This is a genomic window from Bradyrhizobium sp. ERR14, from assembly GCF_014198235.1.
GTDB lineage: Bacteria > Pseudomonadota > Alphaproteobacteria > Rhizobiales > Xanthobacteraceae > Bradyrhizobium.
In genome coordinates this window covers 125,313-143,765 of the sequence record NZ_JACIHD010000015.1, presented here as the reverse complement: position 1 = coordinate 143,765, position 18,453 = coordinate 125,313, and the positions used below count along the sequence as shown (strand labels likewise).

Sequence of the window (18,453 nt, the reverse complement as noted above, 5' to 3'; positions counted from 1 at the left end):
ACCATGTGCCTTGGCTTGCCAATGACGATTGTCGAGACCGACGGCATCACGGCGCTGTGCGAGTATGGCAATGAACAGCGCCGCGTCTCGGTCATGCTGCTCTCCGACGCCTCGGCCGGCGCCAAGGTGCTCGTTCATATCGACAGCGCGGTGCGGCTTTTGGACGAAAATGAAGCAAGGCTGATCTCGGAAGCACTTGCCGGGCTTGAGGCAAGCCTCAACGGCCAGGACTGCGATCGCTTCTTTGCGGATTTGATCGGTCATGAGCCGCAATTGCCGGAGCACCTACGCTAGCAGTTCCGCTCGCCGGTTGCGCCGACCAGGCTTGCTCACAAATCGTATCGCAGTCGGACGTAACCTTGCATCGAAGTGTCATGCTTTTCGAGCCCGTTGGTTCGAGCGCGAGTCGCGGCCAGGCGGTGATTGGCATGCGCCTTGCTAATGCCCTGCTAGCAGAACCGAACATGATCAGGAAGGCGTGTGATGAAGTTGCAGCCGACGCAGCATGGTCTGGCGCGGCCCGCTCTGTCCGACGTGGAGGGCGTCAGCGTCGATGCGCGCCCGATCGCGCACGCTCCCTTGAGGGCGGCCGTGATGCCGCTGCCGGCGGTCGATCCCCTATATTCGCTCCAGATCATCCACGTCGCATTCTTACTTCGTGAGATCGTCAAGGCGTTTCGGCGGCGCATGAAAGGTACAGTGCCTGAGCGCGGCGTAGGTGGCGTACTGGTTGAGTGGCTCGGGCTGCGAGGCCCGTCGACGCCGATCCTGTGCCATCGGCACGATACACTCAGCCTGATCGGCAGGAGACCGGTCCGTTTGGTCACGATCAATCGCATCTCGGTACCGATGGTTCGGCCACACGCCGGCTGCGCTTGTGTCGGCACGTGCACTGCATCTCGATACAGCCAACGGAATATCGCATCATGAAAACAGCGATCCGCGTTGTATCCGACGGCGCCGACGGGGCAGCGAGTAACCTTGCCACGGGCTCTGGACGTCTCGATGTATTCTATAGCGGGTTGACGAGTGCGACTGCGCTCGCCAAGCGCGCTTGGCGCGAAGGCGACGAGCTTGCAAGGAACTATCCGAATGCCATGGCGCTGTTATCGAATACCGCTGCTGCCGTTGGCAGCCAGAGAAGCAGCGCTCGGACACAACTGTACGGACTCGCGAATCTCACCGATCCCGAGCGCAAGCTGATAGGCGAAGTGCTCGGAGAAGGCGAGGTCGCCGGCGTGGTTGCGCTGCCAGATGGCTCCTTGGCGCAAGTCCGGGAGTCGGTGCTTGCGGGAATCTGGCGCGTGCGCATCGGGAGCGAGCCGGCGCACGAATATCTTGAGGTCGGAGCGATCCCGCAGATCGTCCGGCGCGCCGCAACTGACCTGACGTCCGCCGATCTTGCGATCGGCGCGGCGCCGGACGGCGCGATGAACGTGCGACCGGTGCTCGCCGAGATACGCGAGCGGGCGCGCGCCTGGTGCTTTGGCATGCGCGCGCATGTCATCAATCTCACCTTGCTGCCGATGAGCGTTATCGACCTGGCATTCCTTCAGAAAAGCGTGGGCAATGGCCCGGTCCAACTCATCTTCCGTGGCTACAGCACGTGCCGAGTGCAGGCGACCGGGATCAGGAACGTCTGGTCGGTGCAGTTCTTCAGTTCTACGGGCAATATCATCCTTGATACGCTGGAGGTCGGCGGCGTTCCGATTGTTGCGTTGGCTGCCGACGAGGATTTCCAGGACTCTGCTGAGCGCATGCAGGAAATTATTAAGGCGTACTTCACATGAAGAGCTTGCAGAACGTTCGGCGTCGGGTGGGACCCCGTAGACGGCGCGGGCGCAGCGATCGCCGGCATAACTCGCGCAGGATGCTGGCGGAGCGGTGCGCATGAGCCTCGCTGCCCAGAACAAAATCGATGTAACCGTATCGGTAGCTGCCGACGTAGTCGCCGCGATCGAGATCCTGCCACGAGTCCGGCCGCCGCTGGAGCGGTTGTTCGCTGGCAAACAGGCCTCGTTGCTGCTCAAGGTGCTGCCGCGGCTCTTCGCGTTGTGTGCCGCTGCGCAGCAAACTGCACTGCTGTCCGCGGTCGAGACGGCGCGCGACGAAGTGATCACCCGTACGACAAAACAGCATCGTATTGCGCTTATCGTTATCGAGCGCATCGCGGAGTTGCTACGGGGCGTGTTTGTCGGACATCTTGCGCAAGACATCGCCAGTGCGGCGGCAATCCGCTCTCTTATGCGGGGAATGTCAGCGCTTGTCGGTAGCGCACAGCCAGCCTGGAGCTCAGCTCAATGCGAGGCAACAGTGCGGATCGTGGCTGCGCTGAACGCGCTCGGCATGTCGAATGAGGGGGGCGCAGTGAGGTCCGGTAGCCCATTGGCGCTTCGCATTGCAAGGCTTGATGAGATCGGCCTGAAGTCAATTCCGGCGGAGCACTCGTTCCTGTCCGTTGCTGACGACCTCAACATCATTAAACGGCTGCTCGTGGATGGCACGACATTTTGCTATTGTCCAGATATTGACGGCCAGGTGCCCGAGACGGGCCCATGGGCGCGCCAAATGACGCGTGATCGGCTCTCGCCGAGCCCCTCCGGTGCGGCCGAGCGGCTGAGGGCCAGAATTGCCGAAGCCCTCCGGTTATGTGCCTGGCTCAAGGCCGGTGCTCAGATTGACTCGGCGGAGCATGGGATTATCGAAAGATATAAGTTAGGGCCCGGCCGTGCGGCGGCCGCGGTCGAATGCGCCAGAGGGCGTCTGTACCACGCGGTTGAGCTTGATCCTCAGGGCCGGATATCGCTCTTCGAATTCCTTGCGCCGACGGAGTGGAATTTCCACCCGCGCGGACCGCTTGTCCGCAGCCTGCAGGGCGCGGTGCTGACGGATAGGCGACGTCGGGATGCAGTCGATGCCGTGATTGCATCGCTCGATCCGTGCGTCGGGTTCACACTCAATTTTCGCGAAGTTGGCGATGCATGAAATGGCGATTTGTCTTGGCATCATTCAAATCGTCGAGGAGGAGGTACGTCACCGATCGCTTTCGCGGGTGCGGAGCGTCTGTCTAGAGATGGGAGCGCTGAGTCATGCCGCGCCTGAAGCGATCAGGTTCTGCTTTGCGGTCATTGCGAGGCGGACAGTTGCCGAGGGTGCAGTCCTTAATATCGTCGAACTGCCAGGCGTTGCCTGGTGCATGAGCTGTTCAAAGAGCGTCGAGATTGCGCGACGTGGTGAATGCTGTCCTTGCTGCGGCAGCTATCAGTTGCAGGTAACCGCGGGCGAACAGATGCGCGTGAAAGAGCTGGAGATCGATTGATGTGTACCGTTTGCGGCTGCACCAAAGAGCCACCGCCGAGCAAACGCGCCAAGGCGCATGATGCGAAGAGCCATGAGCGATCCGATGCCCATGTGCAGAACGATTGCGATCGCTATTGTGCCCATCAGCATGAGGACCAAGGCCCGCAGCGTTCAAACCATGCTGGCGATAGTCATAGTCGCCATCGTCGCTCTGCCCATCACCAGACTCACGGTGGGCAGACGCTTCTGAGCGGCGGCGCCGGGCCGGCTGGCTTGGAGGTCGCGGGCATAGGCAGAAAGCGGGTCATCCAGATTGGGCGCGATATTCTTGGCAAGAATAATGGGATTGCGGCGGACAACCGCGCGCTCTTCGTCGCCGATGACCTGCTTGTATTTAATCTTTTGTCCAGTCCCGGTGCAGGTAAAACGACGCTGCTCGTCCGCGGGGTGTCTGAGCTCAAGCGTAGTCGGCCGGTCGGGGTCATCGAAGGCGACCAGCAGACCTCGAACGATGCCGAACGCATTCGGGCCGCCGGCGTGCCAGCCATTCAAGTCAACACCGGCAAGGGTTGCCATCTCGACGCTGCGATGATTGGCGAGGCTTATCGCCGCTTGCCGCTGCTCACGGGTGGTATTCTCTTCATCGAGAACGTCGGTAATCTGATCTGTCCCGCAGCCTTCGATCTTGGCGAGGCCTGCAAGATCGTAGTGCTGTCGATTACCGAAGGTGAAGACAAGCCGCTCAAATATCCTGACATGTTTGCCGCTTCTTCGCTTATGGTGATCAACAAGATTGATCTGGGCCCGCTGCTTGAGTTCGATTTGGGCAAGACGATCGAATACGCTAGACGAGTCAATCCAAAGATCGACGTGCTTGTAGTTTCGGCTCGTACGGGTGAGGGTTTTGATGCGCTCTACGCCTGGATCGATAGACAGGCGGGGCATCAGAGGCGCGCCCTAGAGGACATAAGGAGATGAGCGCTCCAACCACCTGCGACCAAACGCGGCTGCGCGTGCGCGTGAGTGGGGCCGTGCAAGGGGTCGGCTTTCGTCCTTACGTCTATGGACTCGCCATGCGCTACGGATTGGCGGGATTTGTCATCAATGGCCCCGAAGGCGTTACGATCGAGGTCGAGGGCCAACGTGCGTTGGAGTTTGTCGCCACGTTGCCGCTCGAGGCGCCTCCATTGGCACGCATCGACGATATCTGCGTTCGGGAGACTGCGGCGCTCGCGGCGAAAGGCTTTTCGATCGGCACGAGCGAAGGCGGCAAATTGTCAACGCAGATCGTCGCTGATGCTGCTGCCTGCCAGCAATGCCTCAGCGAGCTGTTCGATCCAGAAAATCGGCATTACCTTTACCCCTTCATCAGTTGCTGCCATTGCGGCCCACGCTACACCATCGCCAAACGGCTGCCGTACGACCGGCGCAACACCGTGATGAGGGCTTTTAGGCTGTGCGCAGCCTGCGCGGCCGAATATGCCGATCCGGCGAGCCGCAGGTTTCATGCGGAGGCGATCGCGTGTCCGACATGCGGGCCTCGGCTCAGCCATGGGATCAGCACCATCGTCGCGGCAATCGCGGGGGGACAAATCGTGGCGATCAAGGGGCTCGGGGGATACCAGCTTCTTTGCGATGCGCGTAACCAGGACGCGGTGCAGCGTTTGCGCAGGAGAAAGCAGCGCCTTCAGAAGCCGTTCGCGGTTATGGTAGATTCCATAGAGCGCGTCAGCGACATCGCGGAGGCGAACGCGCCAGAGCTTGCGCTGCTCGAATCCGTAGCACGCCCCATCGTCCTTCTGCCTTCGCGCAACAATTTAGCGCCCGCCATAGCTCCTGGCTTATCGCGCGTGGGTGTTATGCTGCCAGTAGCGCCGCTGCATCACCTCATCCTTCATGCGCTTCGCTCGGCAGTAGCATGTGAGCGGACCGGCCCGGTTATCGTCGCCACCAGTGCCAATCGTTGCGGCGAACCGCTCCTGATCGACAACGCGCAGGCGCTGGGGCGGCTCAAGGGGATCTCCGACCTTATCGTGACCCATGATCGCGATATAGTGACGCGTGCTGATGACTCCGTGGTGTCGGTCGTGGCTGGCCGGCCGCAATTCATTCGTCGTGCCCGTGGCTATGTTCCCGAACCGATCAGGCTTGTGATGTCTGTGCCGCCCGTACTCGCCGTCGGCGGCGCACTGAAATCGACCGTCACCATCACGCGGGACAACCAAGCGTTCGTCTCTCAGCATATTGGCGATCTGGATACGGCCGAAGGCATCCGTGCGTTCGAGGAGACGGTCCGACACCTCACATCGAGCCTCGATGTGGAGCCTGTCGCCATCGCCCACGATCTGCATCCCGATATGGCTTCTACCCGGTTTGCGGAAGCAAATGGCCGCGCGCTGGTCGCTGTCCAGCATCACCACGCACACGCTGCCGCAGTGATCGCCGAGCATGGCCATACGGGACCTGCGCTTGCCCTGGTGCTCGATGGCCATGGCCTTGGCTCCGAGGGCGGTAATTGGGGTGGCGAGCTATTGTTGTGCGAAGGGACGAGGTGCCGACGCATCGGGCACTTAGCGCCCCTGCAAATGCCTGGTGGAGATCGTGCAGCCCGCGAGCCGTGGCGCATGGCCAGCGCAGTATTACATGAGCTCGGCCGGGGTAACGAAATCGGGCCGCGCTTTGCGGCGCAACGGCAGGCTGGATGTGTGTCGGCCTTGCTCGAACAGCCGGGCGGGGCCACCACGACCAGTGCGGGCCGGTTGTTCGACGCGGCAGCGGCGCTGCTGGGGATTGCGAGTTTGCAGAGCTATGAGGGCGAAGCGGCGATGAAGCTCGAGGCGCTAGCGCGGCGGACCGCGATTCTCGAAGCCGGCTGGACGATCGATGGCGGCGAGCTCTCGCTTCGTCCTCTGTTTGCGCGCTTGATTGCAAATGACATTGACGCGGTGGGCGGAGCCGGGCTGTTTCAGGGCACCTTCGCCGCCGCCTGCGTCGACTGGGTCACGCGGTCCGCGCGGACAACGGGCGTTGATACGGTCGTTCTGAGCGGCGGCTGCTTCCTGAACGCGGTGCTGGCGGACGAAATCCCGCGCGGTTGCAGCGCTGCCGGCCTTACCCCGCTCCTGCCACGGCGGGTGCCGCCCAATGATGGCGGTTTGAGCCTTGGCCAGGCCTGGATTGCCGCCCTGCAGATAGCTCAACACTCGTCCGCCAGGGTAGGAACAGCCTGATATGTGTCTTTCAGTTCCGGCAAAGATTGCGAAAATTCTTCCCAACGACGTGGCCATAGTGTCCATCGATGGCATCAGCCTGGAGATATCGATCGCTCTCGTCGACGAGCTCGAGGTCGGCGATTGCGTCCTTGTCCATGTCGGCTATGCGCTGGCCAAGATCGATCCGATGGAAGCCAAGCGCACGCTGGAGCTGCTGCAGGAGCTAGGCAGCGCAGGGGAACGCCGATCATGAAATATGCCGACGAGTTTCGCGACAAGGCCATCGCGCAGGGAATTGCGCGTGCGATTGGCGCCGAGGTTAGTTCGCAAAGAGCTTATCGGTTCATGGAATTCTGCGGCGGGCACACTCATGCGATCTCCCGTTATGGCCTGGAGGATCTGCTGCCCGCGAACGTCCGCATGATCCATGGGCCCGGTTGTCCCGTCTGCGTTCTGCCCGCCAGTCGAATCGACATGGCGGTCCGGCTTGTCGATCGACCGGAGGTCACTCTGTGCGTCTACGGTGACCTGATGCGCGCGCCTGGGTCGCAAGGACAGTCCCTGTTGCGAGCTAAAGCGCTCGGCGCCGACATTCGGATGGTCTACTCGACCCTCGACGCTATCCGGCTCGCCGAACAGGCGCCGAGCCGCGAGGTGGTCTTCTTTGCCATCGGATTTGAGACCACGACGCCCCCGACCGCGGTGATGATCCGAATTGCTGAGAAGAACCGGCTGAAGGGCCTCAGTGTGTTCTGCAACCACGTGCTTACACCCTCTGCGATGCAGAGCATTCTCGAGAACCCCAAAATTCGCGACACCGGCGGGGTTCCAATTGACGGCTTCATCGGGCCTGCACATGTTAGCACCATTATCGGTACGCAGCCTTACGAGCCCCTGGCAGAACAATTTGGCAAGCCGATCGTGATCGCGGGATTTGAACCGCTCGATGTGATGCAGGCGATTCTGATGCTGGTGCGGCAGGTGAACGAAAACCGCTACGAGGTGGAGAACCAATACAGTCGGGCGGTGACGCGTGAAGGCAATCGGCGCGCCAAGGACGAGGTATCGCAGATATTCGACCTGCGCGAGCAGTTTGAATGGCGTGGGCTCGGACTCGTACCCAACAGCGGACTGAAGCTGAAACGGGCTTACGCGCACTTCGACGCTGAGTCGCGTTTTGCGATCCACGATCTGCGTGTCGCAGACAATCCGGCGTGCGAGTGCTGCGCCATCCTGCGTGGCGCCAAGCGGCCGGTCGAGTGTAAGCTGTTTGGAACCGTCTGCACGCCAGAAACTCCCATAGGGTCCTGCATGGTATCATCGGAAGGCGCTTGTGCGGCCTATTGGACCTATGGCCGAGTTCGCGATGAACCGTTGAGGCGGACGTCATGAGTGTAAAGGGTTACCAACGCAAGCTCGACGTCGAGAACGGACGCGTTGATCTTTCCCACGGATCCGGGGGCCGTGCCATGGCACAGCTGATCTCCGGCCTTTTTCACCAAGCCTTTGGTAATGAATGGCTCGCCCGCTGCAATGATCAGTCGGCCTTTGACGTTGCGGCAGGCAGGATGGTGATGACGACCGACGGCTATGTGGTCTCGCCGCTGTTCTTTCCCGGCGGCAATATCGGGTCACTGGCTGTGCACGGCACGATCAATGATGTCGCCATGTCCGGCGCGCGTCCCCTCTATCTGTCGGCCAGTTTTATCATCGAGGAGGGCTTCCCGTTTTCTGATCTGAAGACGATCTCGGATTCCATGGGCGCGGCAGCGCGCAGTGCCGGCGTTTACATCATTGCCGGAGACACCAAGGTCGTCGAACGCGGCAAGGCGGATGGTCTGTTCATCTCTACGACAGGGATCGGGATTGTGGCCGATGGGCTCGATCTCTCCGCCGACAAGGCTAGGGTCGGGGACCGTGTGCTGGTCTCCGGTAGCGTCGGCGATCATGGGGTGGCGATCATGTCAAAACGCCAGAACGTCGTTTTTCAAACCGAGGTCGTCTCGGATTCCGCAGCGTTGCATAACCTCGTAGAGGTCATGGTTGCCGCCGGCGGTAGCGGCATCCGGGTGATGCGCGACCCCACGCGCGGTGGGCTTGCCGCGACCCTGAACGAGATTGCGCATCAATCCGAGCTCGGGTTCCGTCTGCAGGAAGCATCCATTCCGGTGAAGCCGGCGGTTGCGGCTACCTGCGAACTCCTTGGACTCGATCCGATCCATGTCGCCAACGAAGGCAAGCTCGTTGCGATCATCGCGCCTGATTTGGCCGATGCCGTGCTTGCAGCCATGAAGGCGCACCCGCTCGGGTCCGACGCAGCTGATATCGGCGAAGCAGTGGCTGACAATCGGAAATTTGTGCAGATGGCGACCAGTTTCGGCGGTCGACGAGTCGTCGACTGGTTGTGGGGCGAACAATTGCCTCGGATCTGTTAACTTAACACGCTGCGCATCATCCAGTTTTTGCAAACCAAGTTTATGATCAATCGTCATGAGCCATCACCCATTAGCTCTAAAAGAGATCCCTTCTATGGGCAATCTGCCCAACCGCCAGACTGCGATTTCGCCCTTTAGGCGTGCTGAATTTCGGTTGTTAGCTTTTCCACGGACCGAGAACGCAATTCGAGACAATTCATCGCCATCGCGCAGTTCCGACGGTTAAGCTCAACGAGCATGGTCACACGATCGCTCGGCACCCGTGGGTTTGAAATCCTGCGAAGCTTGTCAAATATCGTTGAATTTCTGCGCCATTTCGACGGCTGCGTCGCAATATCGCTGCTCGCTTCCGATTAGAAAGGCCCTCCAGGCAGGGAGTTTTCAAAATGAAGGTCGGAGTCCCCAAGGAAATCAAGGCGCACGAATATCGCGTGGGCCTTACCCCGGGAGCTGTCCGCGAATACGTGGTAGCGGGCCACCGCGTGATGATCGAGACAAATGCCGGCGCTGGTATTGGTGCAACCGATGACGATTATCGCAATGTTGGCGGAACGATTCTAACTTCCGCAGCCGAGGTATTCGCATCGAGCGAGATGATCGTAAAGGTTAAGGAACCTCAGCCGTCCGAATGGTGTCAGCTGCGGGAAGATCAGATCCTGTTCACTTATCTGCATCTGGCCCCCGACCCGGATCAGGCCAAGGGCCTCCTGAAATCTGGATGCACTGCGATCGCCTACGAGACCGTAACTGATCCGCATGGTGGTCTTCCGCTGCTGGCGCCGATGAGCGAGGTCGCGGGTAGGCTTGCGATCGAAGCGGCGGGCGGCGCCCTGAAGCGGAGTGCAGGCGGACGAGGGCTGTTGATCGGTGGGGTGCCCGGTGTTCAGCCTGCCAGAATCGTGGTGATCGGAGGTGGCGTCGTTGGTACGCACGCGGCACGCATGGCGGTTGGTCTGGGCGCAGAGGTGACCATCATCGACCGTTCGATACTCCGGCTCCGCGAGCTGGACGAGCTATTCGAAGGACGCGCTCGCACCAGGTTTTCGACTATCGGCTCTGTGGAGGAAGAGGTATTTGCGGCGGATGTGGTGATTGGTGCGGTGCTCGTTCCAGGTGCGAGCGCGCCGAAGCTGGTCCGCCGGAGCATGCTGAGCTCGATGCGCAAGAGGGCGGTGCTCGTCGACGTCGCTATCGATCAGGGCGGCTGCTTTGAGACATCGCACCCAACCACTCACGCTGATCCTACTTACGAAGTGGATGGCATCATTCATTATTGCGTGGCCAATATGCCCGGTGCCGTGCCGCTGACCTCGAGCCAGGCACTGAACAACGCGACGCTGCCGTTTGGTTTGGCTCTGGCCGACAAGGGCTTTTCCGCCGTGCTCGACAATCCGCATTTGCGCGCAGGCCTCAACGTCCATCGGGGCCGGCTAACTTACGAAGCGGTCGCCGAAAGCCTCGGGCTGCCCTTCTCACCGATCGAACAGGCTGCGGCCTGATCCCAGAGGCCCTCATGGGCGTTTCCTCCCTGACTTAAGCCACCCTTCGGGGTGGCTTTTTTTCGGCTCCATCGATCTGCTGACCGGCGCCGGCATTTATTTCGAACGTGGAGCGAAGCGGAGGATCACCAGACGAAGGCCTGGCTTCAGTCCCCGCACGATGCGAGACAATGTACTTTCGGTCCATACAGCGCATATGAATGCCGGTTTTGCCAGGTAATCCAACGCAATCGGGAATGCGTCCTGCGGGTCCGCTGGGGACCCGCGACCACCGAAGCGACTTTGTCTGGCCCGATCGCCGCGATTCTGACTAGCTGTGGAGACGCCAACCGGGCCGGTGATGACTGCGCGGGTTGTTTACCGTGGTACTGTCGCCGAAGCCGCCGCTGTCCCGGTGAGTGGAACCACCAAGATGCGGCTCGGGGTCGACCTGACACACCGGCGGAGAAATTTTTGAAGTCGCGCGGCGCATCCATCGCCGCGGCACAGCGGCTTTAGCAAGGATCGGAGATCGTTCCCTGAGGCTGGCGAACGCGGTTCACCTGATCACTGACTGCCGTGAGATCAACCATGCGCAAACCACGGCATCGAGCTCAAGCTATTGTCATGCGCGGTGTAGGATTTGCGACACCGTGTCGAGACGGCGACTTGCGTTCTCGAAAATAGCCCAGACAAAATCAAGTTAAACTGTCTGGCACAAGACTTGAAAGCAAGAAACTGTCCCGCAACTTTCGCTCATGGAATCGCAGTGATGGCCTACAAGATAATCGCATCCCAGTGCACCGTCTGCGGTGCATGCGAGTTCGAATGTCCAAATGCCGCGATCAACCTGAAGAACGACATATATGTGATCAATCCGACCCAGTGTACTCAATGTGAGGGGCACTTTGACGCGCCGCAATGCGCCGTCGTTTGTCCGGTGCCCGATACCTGCGTGCCGGCGTAGGTGGAGTAGCCGATGAGAGGGGCTCCGGCACGAGACATGATCAAAACGCGATCGACCGCCGCCGCCTTTTGGATCCGTCTTCTATTTCTCTCACTCGCTGACCCCGAGTCGGCGGCAATTTGTGCGATCCGCTCAGATAGATTGTGGCGGAATCCTCGCCAGCGGGAGTTGTCGTTGCGCGAGTGGAGCGGGCAATGGTAGCCGTACAAGAGACGGTCGAGCGCGTGAAGCGCATCGACGTCGACCAGTATCGTTATGGGTTTGAGACCCTGATCGACACCGAGAAGGCCCCGAAGGGTCTGTCGGAAGAGATCGTAAAATTCATTTCGCAGAAGAAGAACGAACCCGACTGGATGCTCCAGTGGCGGCTCGAGGCCTATCGGCGCTGGTTGACCATGACCGAGCCGACCTGGGCACGCGTCGATTATCCCAAGATTGACTTCCAGGACCTCTATTACTATGCGGCGCCGAAGCCGAAGAAGACGGTCACCTCGCTGGACGAAATCGATCCGGAGATCCTGAAAACCTACGAGAAGCTCGGCATCCCCTTGCGGGAAGTCGCCATGCTCGAAGGTGTGGAACCCAAGCCGGGCGAGGAAGATCCCGCGCGCCGCAAGATCGCGGTCGATGCTGTCTTCGACTCGGTCTCGGTTGCGACCACCTTCAAGGCGGAGCTGAAGAAGGCCGGCGTGATCTTCATGCCGATCTCGGAAGCGATCCGCGAGCATCCCGAGCTGGTGCAGAAATATCTGGGATCGGTGGTTCCGACCTCGGACAATTTCTATGCGACGCTAAACTCGGCGGTGTTCTCCGACGGCTCGTTCGTCTACGTGCCGCCGGGCGTGCGCTGCCCGATGGAGCTGTCGACCTATTTCCGCATCAACGAGCGCAACACTGGCCAGTTCGAGCGCACGCTGATCATCGCCGACAAGGGCTCCTACGTCTCCTATCTCGAAGGCTGCACCGCGCCGCAGCGCGACGAGAATCAGCTGCATGCCGCCGTGGTCGAGCTCGTCGCGCATGACGACGCCGAGATCAAATATTCGACGGTACAGAACTGGTATCCGGGCAATTCGGAAGGCAAGGGCGGCATCTACAATTTCGTCACCAAGCGTGGCGACTGCCGCGGCAGCCGTTCGAAGATCTCCTGGACCCAGGTCGAAACGGGTTCGGCGATCACCTGGAAGTATCCGAGCTGCATTCTCCGCGGCGACAATTCGCGCGGCGAATTCTACTCGATCGCGATCTCAAACGGCTTCCAGCAGGTCGATAGCGGCACCAAGATGATCCATCTCGGCAAGAACACGTCGAGCCGCATCATCTCGAAGGGTATCGCCGCCGGCAAATCGCAGAACACCTACCGCGGTCTCGTCACCGCGCACCGGAAAGCGACCGGCGCGCGCAACTTCACCGCCTGCGATTCCCTGTTGATCGGCGATAAATGCGGCGCGCACACCGTGCCGTACATCGAGGCAAAGAACTCGTCCGCGACGTTCGAGCACGAGGCGACCACCTCAAAGATCTCCGAGGACGTGCTGTTCTACTGCATCCAGCGCGGTCTTTCGCAGGAGGAGGCAGTCGGCCTCGTCGTCAACGGCTTCGTCAAGCAAGTTCTGCAAAAACTGCCGATGGAGTTCACAGTGGAGGCGCAGAAGCTAATCTCGATCTCGCTCGACGGATCTGTCGGATAACCAAACCTCCCGCGAGCCCCCTCGAATGCAGCTCGCCAGATGACATTTCAGGGATCAGATCAGAATGGCGCTACTCGAAATCCGAGATTTGCATGTTGGTGTCGAAGACCGCGAAGTTATTCGCGGCCTCGATCTTAATGTCGATGCGGGTGAGGTGCACGCGATCATGGGGCCGAACGGGTCCGGCAAGTCGACGCTCTCGCATGTTATCGCCGGCAAGCCCGGTTATGAGATTACCGGCGGACAAATCCTGTTCAGGGGCGAGAACCTGTTGCGGATGGAGCCAAATGAACGCGCCGCCAAGGGCGTGTTCCTGGCATTCCAGTATCCGGTCGAGATCCCCGGCGTGACCACCATGAACTTCCTCCGGGCGGCACTGAACGCCCAGCGCAAGGCGCGCGACCAACAGGAATTCTCTATCCCCGAATTTCTGAAAAGAGTCCGCGAGGTGGCCCGTTCGCTCAACATTCCCCAAGACATGCTCAAGCGCGGCATCAATGTCGGCTTCTCCGGCGGCGAGAAGAAGCGCAACGAAATTTTGCAGATGGCGTTGGTCGAGCCGAGTCTGTGCATCCTTGACGAGATCGATTCCGGCCTCGACATCGACGCGCTGCGTATCGTCGCCAGCGGCATCAACGCCTTGCGTTCGCTAGAACGAGCGATGATCATAATCACGCACTATCGGCGGCTGCTCGACCATATCGTGCCAGACGTTGTGCACGTGATGTCGAAAGGGCGGATCACGAAGAGTGGCGGCAAGGAACTCGCGCTGGAGCTCGAGGCTTCTGGCTACGCACAATTCGAAGACGCGGCCTGACGGCTCTAGGAATTCCCCGATGAAGCAGGTTTTGCACAAAGCCGACGCCGAACGCGCAATCGGCAATGTTTTCGCTGCGGCGCGTGGACGGCTGCCTGGTGCAGGCCTTGTCCCCAAAATCCGGGCGAGCGCATTCGAGGTCTACGAGCGTACCGGCCTTCCGCATCGGGGCATGGAGGACTGGAAATACACAGATCTGAGCGCCCTGATCGGCGAGGTGCTGCCACTCGCTCGGCAACCGGATGCGGAGGCGCTGGTGCGTGCAAGGGTGTCGGCCGAGCAAGTGTCTGCCGAGCAGGCGGTCAAACTGGTTTTGGTGGATGGCATATTCGCGCCGGAGCTATCCGATCTCGGCAGGTTGGAAAATGAAGTTGTTGTGCGGTCGCTGCGAGAGGTTCTGGAGAATTCGACGCCTGGCGACATGGCAGGTCTGGTGCTGTCCACGACGAGCGACTCCGCTATCTCACTCAACGCCGCAATGGCGACAGATGGCCTGGTGATTACGGTCGCCGACGGCAAGGCGGTGAAGCGTCCAATTCAAATCGTTCACGTCGCAACCGGAGTGTCGGTGTCCACCTTTACACGCTCGTATCTACAGCTTGGTAAAGGAGCGCATGCGGCCATCGTGGAAAGTTTCGTCCCGGCTGAAGGCGCGAGCGGCTATCAAGCCAATGATGCGATAATCGTCCTGGTTGGTGACGAGGCGAGCCTTTCGCATATCCGCGTGGCAGCCGATGCCTCTGACGCCGTAAACATCTCGTCGGCGATCATCGCAGTGGGCGCCAGGGCTAAGCTCGACCTCTTCAGCATGACCTGCAGCGGCTCCATCAGCCGCTATCAGGGATTCATCACGCTGGCCGGCGAAGGAACCAAGGTCTCGGCGAATGGGGTTAATCTCATCAGGGACAAGCTGCACGCCGACACAACGATCGTGGTCGACCACGCCGTGCCACATTGCACCAGTCGGGAGAAGTTCCGCGCGGTCGTCGACGATTGCGGCCGCTCGGTGTTTCAGGGCCGGATCGTCATTCGTCCCGCCGCCCGGAAGACGAACGCCACCCTGACGACGCGAGCGTTGCTTCTATCCGACCAGGCCGAGGCCGACAATAAGCCCGAACTTGAAATCTTGGCTGACGACGTGACCTGCGGCCACGGAGCGACATCGGGCGCGCTGGACGACACTCTCGTATTCTATCTGCGCGCTCGGGGGCTATCCGAGAAGGACGCGCAGATGTTGCTGATCAAAGCGTTTTTTGGCGAATCGATTGAGGAGATCACTTCCGAGAAACTGCGCGATTTTGTGACATGGCAAGCTGAACACTGGCTGCAGGCGGGGCGATGAGCGCACATCCCGCCGTGAGCAATGGTAGTTACGAGGTCAACCGTCTGCGTACGGACTTTCCCGCGCTCGCCATGACGGTGTACGGCAAGCCGCTTGTTTACCTCGATAACGCTGCATCCGCGCAAAAGCCCAACGCGGTGCTTGACCGTATGATGCAGGTTTACTCCAGCGAATACGCCAACGTTCATCGCGGCTTGCACTACCTCGCTAACGCGGCGACCGAGGCGTATGAAGGTGCCCGTACCAAAGTGGCGCGGTTCGTGAACGCGCGTTTAAACGAAGAGATCATCTTCACTCGGAGCGCCACGGAGGCAATCAATCTGGTCGCCCAGACTTTTGGCCGGGAGCGCATTACCCCGGGTGATGAGACCGTTCTCTCGATTATGGAACACCACTCCAACATTGTGCCATGGCACCTTCTCAGGGAACGATTCGGTGCAGTGATCAAATGGGCGCCAGTGGATGATGACGGAAACTTCTTACTCGATGATCTTGAGCGACTGCTGACCCCGCGCACCAAGATGGTTGCAATCACACAAATGTCGAACGTGCTCGGCACGGTGTTGCCGGCGAAAGACGTGGTGAGGATCGCGCATGCTCGTGGTATCCCGGTGCTGGTCGACGGCTCGCAAGCTTGCGTCCATCTGGGCGCGGACGTCTGCGATATTGATTGCGATTTCTACGTCATGACGGGCCACAAACTCTATGGTCCGACTGGCATCGGTGTGCTTTACGGCAAGTCTGAGCATCTAGGATCGATGCCGCCCTTCAATGGCGGCGGGGAGATGATCCGCGAGGTCTCGCGTTCCGGCGTCATTTATGGTGATCCGCCACACCGGTTCGAAGCGGGTACGCCGCCGATCGTCGAAGCCATCGGTTTAGGGGCGGCTATCGATTACATCAATTCGATAGGCAAGGTGCAGATCCGCAGGCACGAGAGCGTACTGCTCGCTTACGCGCAGGAGAAGCTGGCGGACATCAACTTCGTGCGCTTGATCGGAAGCCCGGCCGAGAAGGGTCCGATCATTTCCTTTGATATGGAGGGTGCGCATGCGCATGATATTGCCACCGTCGTCGACCGCGCCGGTGTAGCTATGCGGGCGGGGGCCCACTGTGCGATGCCGCTGCTCAAGCGATTTGGCATGCTGGCGACGTGCCGTGCGTCCCTTGGACTTTACAATACACATGAAGAAATTGATGTGCTCGTGCGGGCGCTTATCAAGGCGCGGCAGCTGTTCTCGTAATTCGGCGGGCCTACGACGTCCAGGTGGCGAGATAGCTCGAATTGAGGTCTGGAGGATGAGGTCATGCACCTCATCGACATCACAGCAGGTAAGCACCTGTAGATCTCAGCAAGCATAAATAGCATTGGCAAGCCTTTGTCGGCGAGCCGGCCTTCCTGTACGGCCGCCTTCGGCGAGCGCAGAGTACTGCGATCGGACGCCCTCGAGAATTGGGCGGTCGATTTTACAGGTAGCCAGCCCTTGTTCCATTTCGAACAGGGCCAAACCAAGCGTTCTCTGCTCAAAGCCTGATGTCGGGTTCGTAACAACACCCCCTGTCACCGCACCAGGTGCGCTAAGCGATTTTGATTGCTGTGTTTTTGGTGCTCGCGAGGCGCTGGCATGCTGGTTGCAAAAGTCTTGCTCAAGACGCCGCCCTCGCAACAGCTAACCTTTGAAGGACATCAGATGAGTCTCGCCACGACCCAGAGCATCGCAGAAATCAGGGCTCGCAACAAAGAGCTGATCGAGGAGGTGCTGAAGGTCTATCCGGAGAAAACCGCGAAACGGCGTGCCAAGCACCTCAACGTTCACCAAGCCGGCAAGTCAGATTGCGGGGTGAAGTCCAACATCAAATCCATACCTGGCGTGATGACGATCAGAGGCTGCGCTTATGCAGGGTCAAAGGGGGTGGTCTGGGGACCGATCAAGGACATGGTCCATATCAGCCATGGCCCGGTAGGCTGCGGTCAGTATTCGTGGGGCTCGCGACGCAATTATTACGTTGGCACGACGGGCATCGATAGCTTCGTGACCCTGCAGTTCACCTCCGACTTCCAGGAAAAGGATATCGTATTCGGTGGCGACAAAAAGCTGGTCAAAATTCTTGACGAAATCCAGGAGCTGTTTCCGCTCAACAACGGCATCACGATTCAATCGGAATGCCCGATCGGATTGATCGGTGACGACATCGAGGCCGTGTCGAGAGCGAAGTCCAAGGAATATGGCGGCAAGACCATCGTGCCGGTCCGTTGTGAGGGCTTTCGGGGCGTGTCGCAGTCACTAGGCCATCACATTGCCAACGACGCGGTGCGCGATTGGATTTTCGATCAGCTCGAGTCCGATGGTAAACCGAAGTTTGAGCCGACGCCGTACGATGTGGCGATCATCGGAGACTACAATATCGGCGGCGACGCCTGGTCATCACGAATTCTACTAGAGGAGATGGGCCTGCGGGTGATCGCGCAGTGGTCCGGCGACGGTTCACTGGCTGAGCTCGAGGCAACGCCGAAAGCAAAGCTCAACATTCTGCATTGCTACCGTTCCATGAACTACATCTCACGCCACATGGAAGAGAAGTTCGGTATCCCCTGGTGCGAGTACAACTTCTTCGGACCTTCCAAGATCGCAGAGTCGCTGCGCAAGATTGCGGGCTATTTCGACGACAAGATCAAGGAAGGCGCCGAGCGGGTGATTGAAAAGTACAAACCGCTGGTGAACGCCGTGATTGCGAAATATCGCCCGCGCCTGGAGGGCAAGACGGTGATGCTGTACGTCGGCGGGCTCCGTCCCCGTCATGTGATTGGCGCATACGAGGACCTCGGGATGGAAGTCATTGGCACTGGATACGAGTTCGGTCACAACGACGACTATCAGCGCACAGCTCAGCACTACGTAAAGGACAGCACGCTCATCTACGATGACGTCAATGGCTATGAGTTCGAGCGCTTCGTCGAGCAGCTCCAGCCTGACCTTGTCGGCTCGGGCATCAAGGAAAAATACGTTTTCCAAAAGATGGGTGTGCCGTTCCGGCAGATGCACTCCTGGGACTATTCGGGTCCATATCACGGCTATGACGGCTTTGCGATCTTTGCGCGCGACATGGACATGGCCGTCAACTCGCCGATCTGGAAGAAAACGAGGGCCCCCTGGAAGGAAGCTTCAAGGGCCAAACTTCTGGCTGCAGAATAAAGCAACTCATCTCGCTC

17 protein-coding genes are annotated in these 18,453 nt (G+C 59.7%); all 17 read left to right on the top strand.

All coding sequences use genetic code 11. The features are described from left to right. The first annotated feature begins 3 nt into the window (after positions 1-3). The 17 genes from GGD62_RS30385 (at position 4) to nifD (ending at position 18,436) form a co-directional block, all read left to right on the top strand. Complete coding sequence (locus GGD62_RS30385; RefSeq protein ID WP_104461859.1) at positions 4-294, top strand: HypC/HybG/HupF family hydrogenase formation chaperone; 291 nt, start codon at positions 4-6, stop codon at positions 292-294. 189 nt (positions 295-483) lie between these two features. Beyond that, a complete protein-coding gene (locus tag GGD62_RS30380) occupies positions 484-930 on the top strand; it encodes a hypothetical protein (RefSeq protein ID WP_183711825.1) in 447 nt (148 codons plus the stop codon). Next, positions 927-1,790 (top strand): hydrogenase expression/formation protein, encoded by an 864-nt coding sequence (locus GGD62_RS30375; protein WP_183711823.1) that lies wholly within the window; start codon positions 927-929, stop codon positions 1,788-1,790. The genes GGD62_RS30380 and GGD62_RS30375 overlap by 4 nt, the downstream gene beginning before the upstream one ends. A gap of 100 nt (positions 1,791-1,890) precedes the next feature. Then, entirely contained in the window at positions 1,891-2,985 is a 1,095-nt protein-coding gene (locus tag GGD62_RS30370; RefSeq protein ID WP_183711821.1) for a nickel-dependent hydrogenase large subunit, read from the top strand. Next, on the top strand, positions 2,978-3,319 hold the full coding sequence (gene hypA, locus GGD62_RS30365; RefSeq protein ID WP_183257947.1) for a hydrogenase maturation nickel metallochaperone HypA: 342 nt from the start codon (positions 2,978-2,980) through the stop codon (positions 3,317-3,319). The genes GGD62_RS30370 and hypA overlap by 8 nt, the downstream gene beginning before the upstream one ends. After that, positions 3,319-4,278, top strand: coding sequence for a hydrogenase nickel incorporation protein HypB (hypB, locus tag GGD62_RS30360; protein ID WP_246800355.1), 960 nt, complete (start codon positions 3,319-3,321; stop codon positions 4,276-4,278). Before hypA ends, hypB begins: the two co-directional genes overlap by 1 nt. Beyond that, positions 4,275-6,530, top strand: coding sequence for a carbamoyltransferase HypF (hypF, locus tag GGD62_RS30355; protein WP_183711819.1), 2,256 nt, complete (start codon positions 4,275-4,277; stop codon positions 6,528-6,530). Before hypB ends, hypF begins: the two co-directional genes overlap by 4 nt. 58 nt (positions 6,531-6,588) lie before the next feature. Then, positions 6,589-6,765, top strand: a complete 177-nt coding sequence (locus tag GGD62_RS30350; RefSeq protein ID WP_312014118.1) for a HypC/HybG/HupF family hydrogenase formation chaperone — start codon at positions 6,589-6,591, stop codon at positions 6,763-6,765. Next, positions 6,762-7,904: a hydrogenase formation protein HypD gene (hypD, locus tag GGD62_RS30345; protein WP_183711817.1), complete on the top strand. Its 1,143-nt coding sequence runs from the start codon at positions 6,762-6,764 to the stop codon at positions 7,902-7,904. Before GGD62_RS30350 ends, hypD begins: the two co-directional genes overlap by 4 nt. Next, positions 7,901-8,947 (top strand): hydrogenase expression/formation protein HypE, encoded by a 1,047-nt coding sequence (hypE, locus tag GGD62_RS30340; protein ID WP_183711815.1) that lies wholly within the window; start codon positions 7,901-7,903, stop codon positions 8,945-8,947. The genes hypD and hypE overlap by 4 nt, the downstream gene beginning before the upstream one ends. 386 nt (positions 8,948-9,333) lie before the next feature. After that, complete coding sequence (ald, locus tag GGD62_RS30335) at positions 9,334-10,446, top strand: alanine dehydrogenase (protein ID WP_183711813.1); 1,113 nt, start codon at positions 9,334-9,336, stop codon at positions 10,444-10,446. Between the two features lie 751 nt (positions 10,447-11,197). Beyond that, entirely contained in the window at positions 11,198-11,392 is a 195-nt protein-coding gene (locus GGD62_RS30330) for a 4Fe-4S binding protein (RefSeq protein ID WP_091956552.1), read from the top strand. Between the two features lie 194 nt (positions 11,393-11,586). Continuing rightward, positions 11,587-13,083 carry a Fe-S cluster assembly protein SufB gene (gene sufB, locus GGD62_RS30325; protein ID WP_183711811.1) on the top strand — a complete coding sequence of 499 codons (1,497 nt, stop codon included), beginning with the start codon at positions 11,587-11,589 and terminating at the stop codon, positions 13,081-13,083. 64 nt (positions 13,084-13,147) lie between these two features. Continuing rightward, positions 13,148-13,900, top strand: coding sequence for a Fe-S cluster assembly ATPase SufC (sufC, locus tag GGD62_RS30320; protein WP_183711809.1), 753 nt, complete (start codon positions 13,148-13,150; stop codon positions 13,898-13,900). 19 nt (positions 13,901-13,919) lie between these two features. Beyond that, positions 13,920-15,242, top strand: a complete 1,323-nt coding sequence (gene sufD, locus GGD62_RS30315; RefSeq protein ID WP_183711807.1) for a Fe-S cluster assembly protein SufD — start codon at positions 13,920-13,922, stop codon at positions 15,240-15,242. Further along, on the top strand, positions 15,239-16,486 hold the full coding sequence (locus tag GGD62_RS30310) for a cysteine desulfurase (protein WP_183711805.1): 1,248 nt from the start codon (positions 15,239-15,241) through the stop codon (positions 16,484-16,486). Before sufD ends, GGD62_RS30310 begins: the two co-directional genes overlap by 4 nt. Positions 16,487-16,933: 447 nt before the next feature. Further along, positions 16,934-18,436 carry a nitrogenase molybdenum-iron protein alpha chain gene (nifD, locus tag GGD62_RS30305; protein ID WP_183711852.1) on the top strand — a complete coding sequence of 501 codons (1,503 nt, stop codon included), beginning with the start codon at positions 16,934-16,936 and terminating at the stop codon, positions 18,434-18,436. Positions 18,437-18,453: the final 17 nt, after the last annotated feature.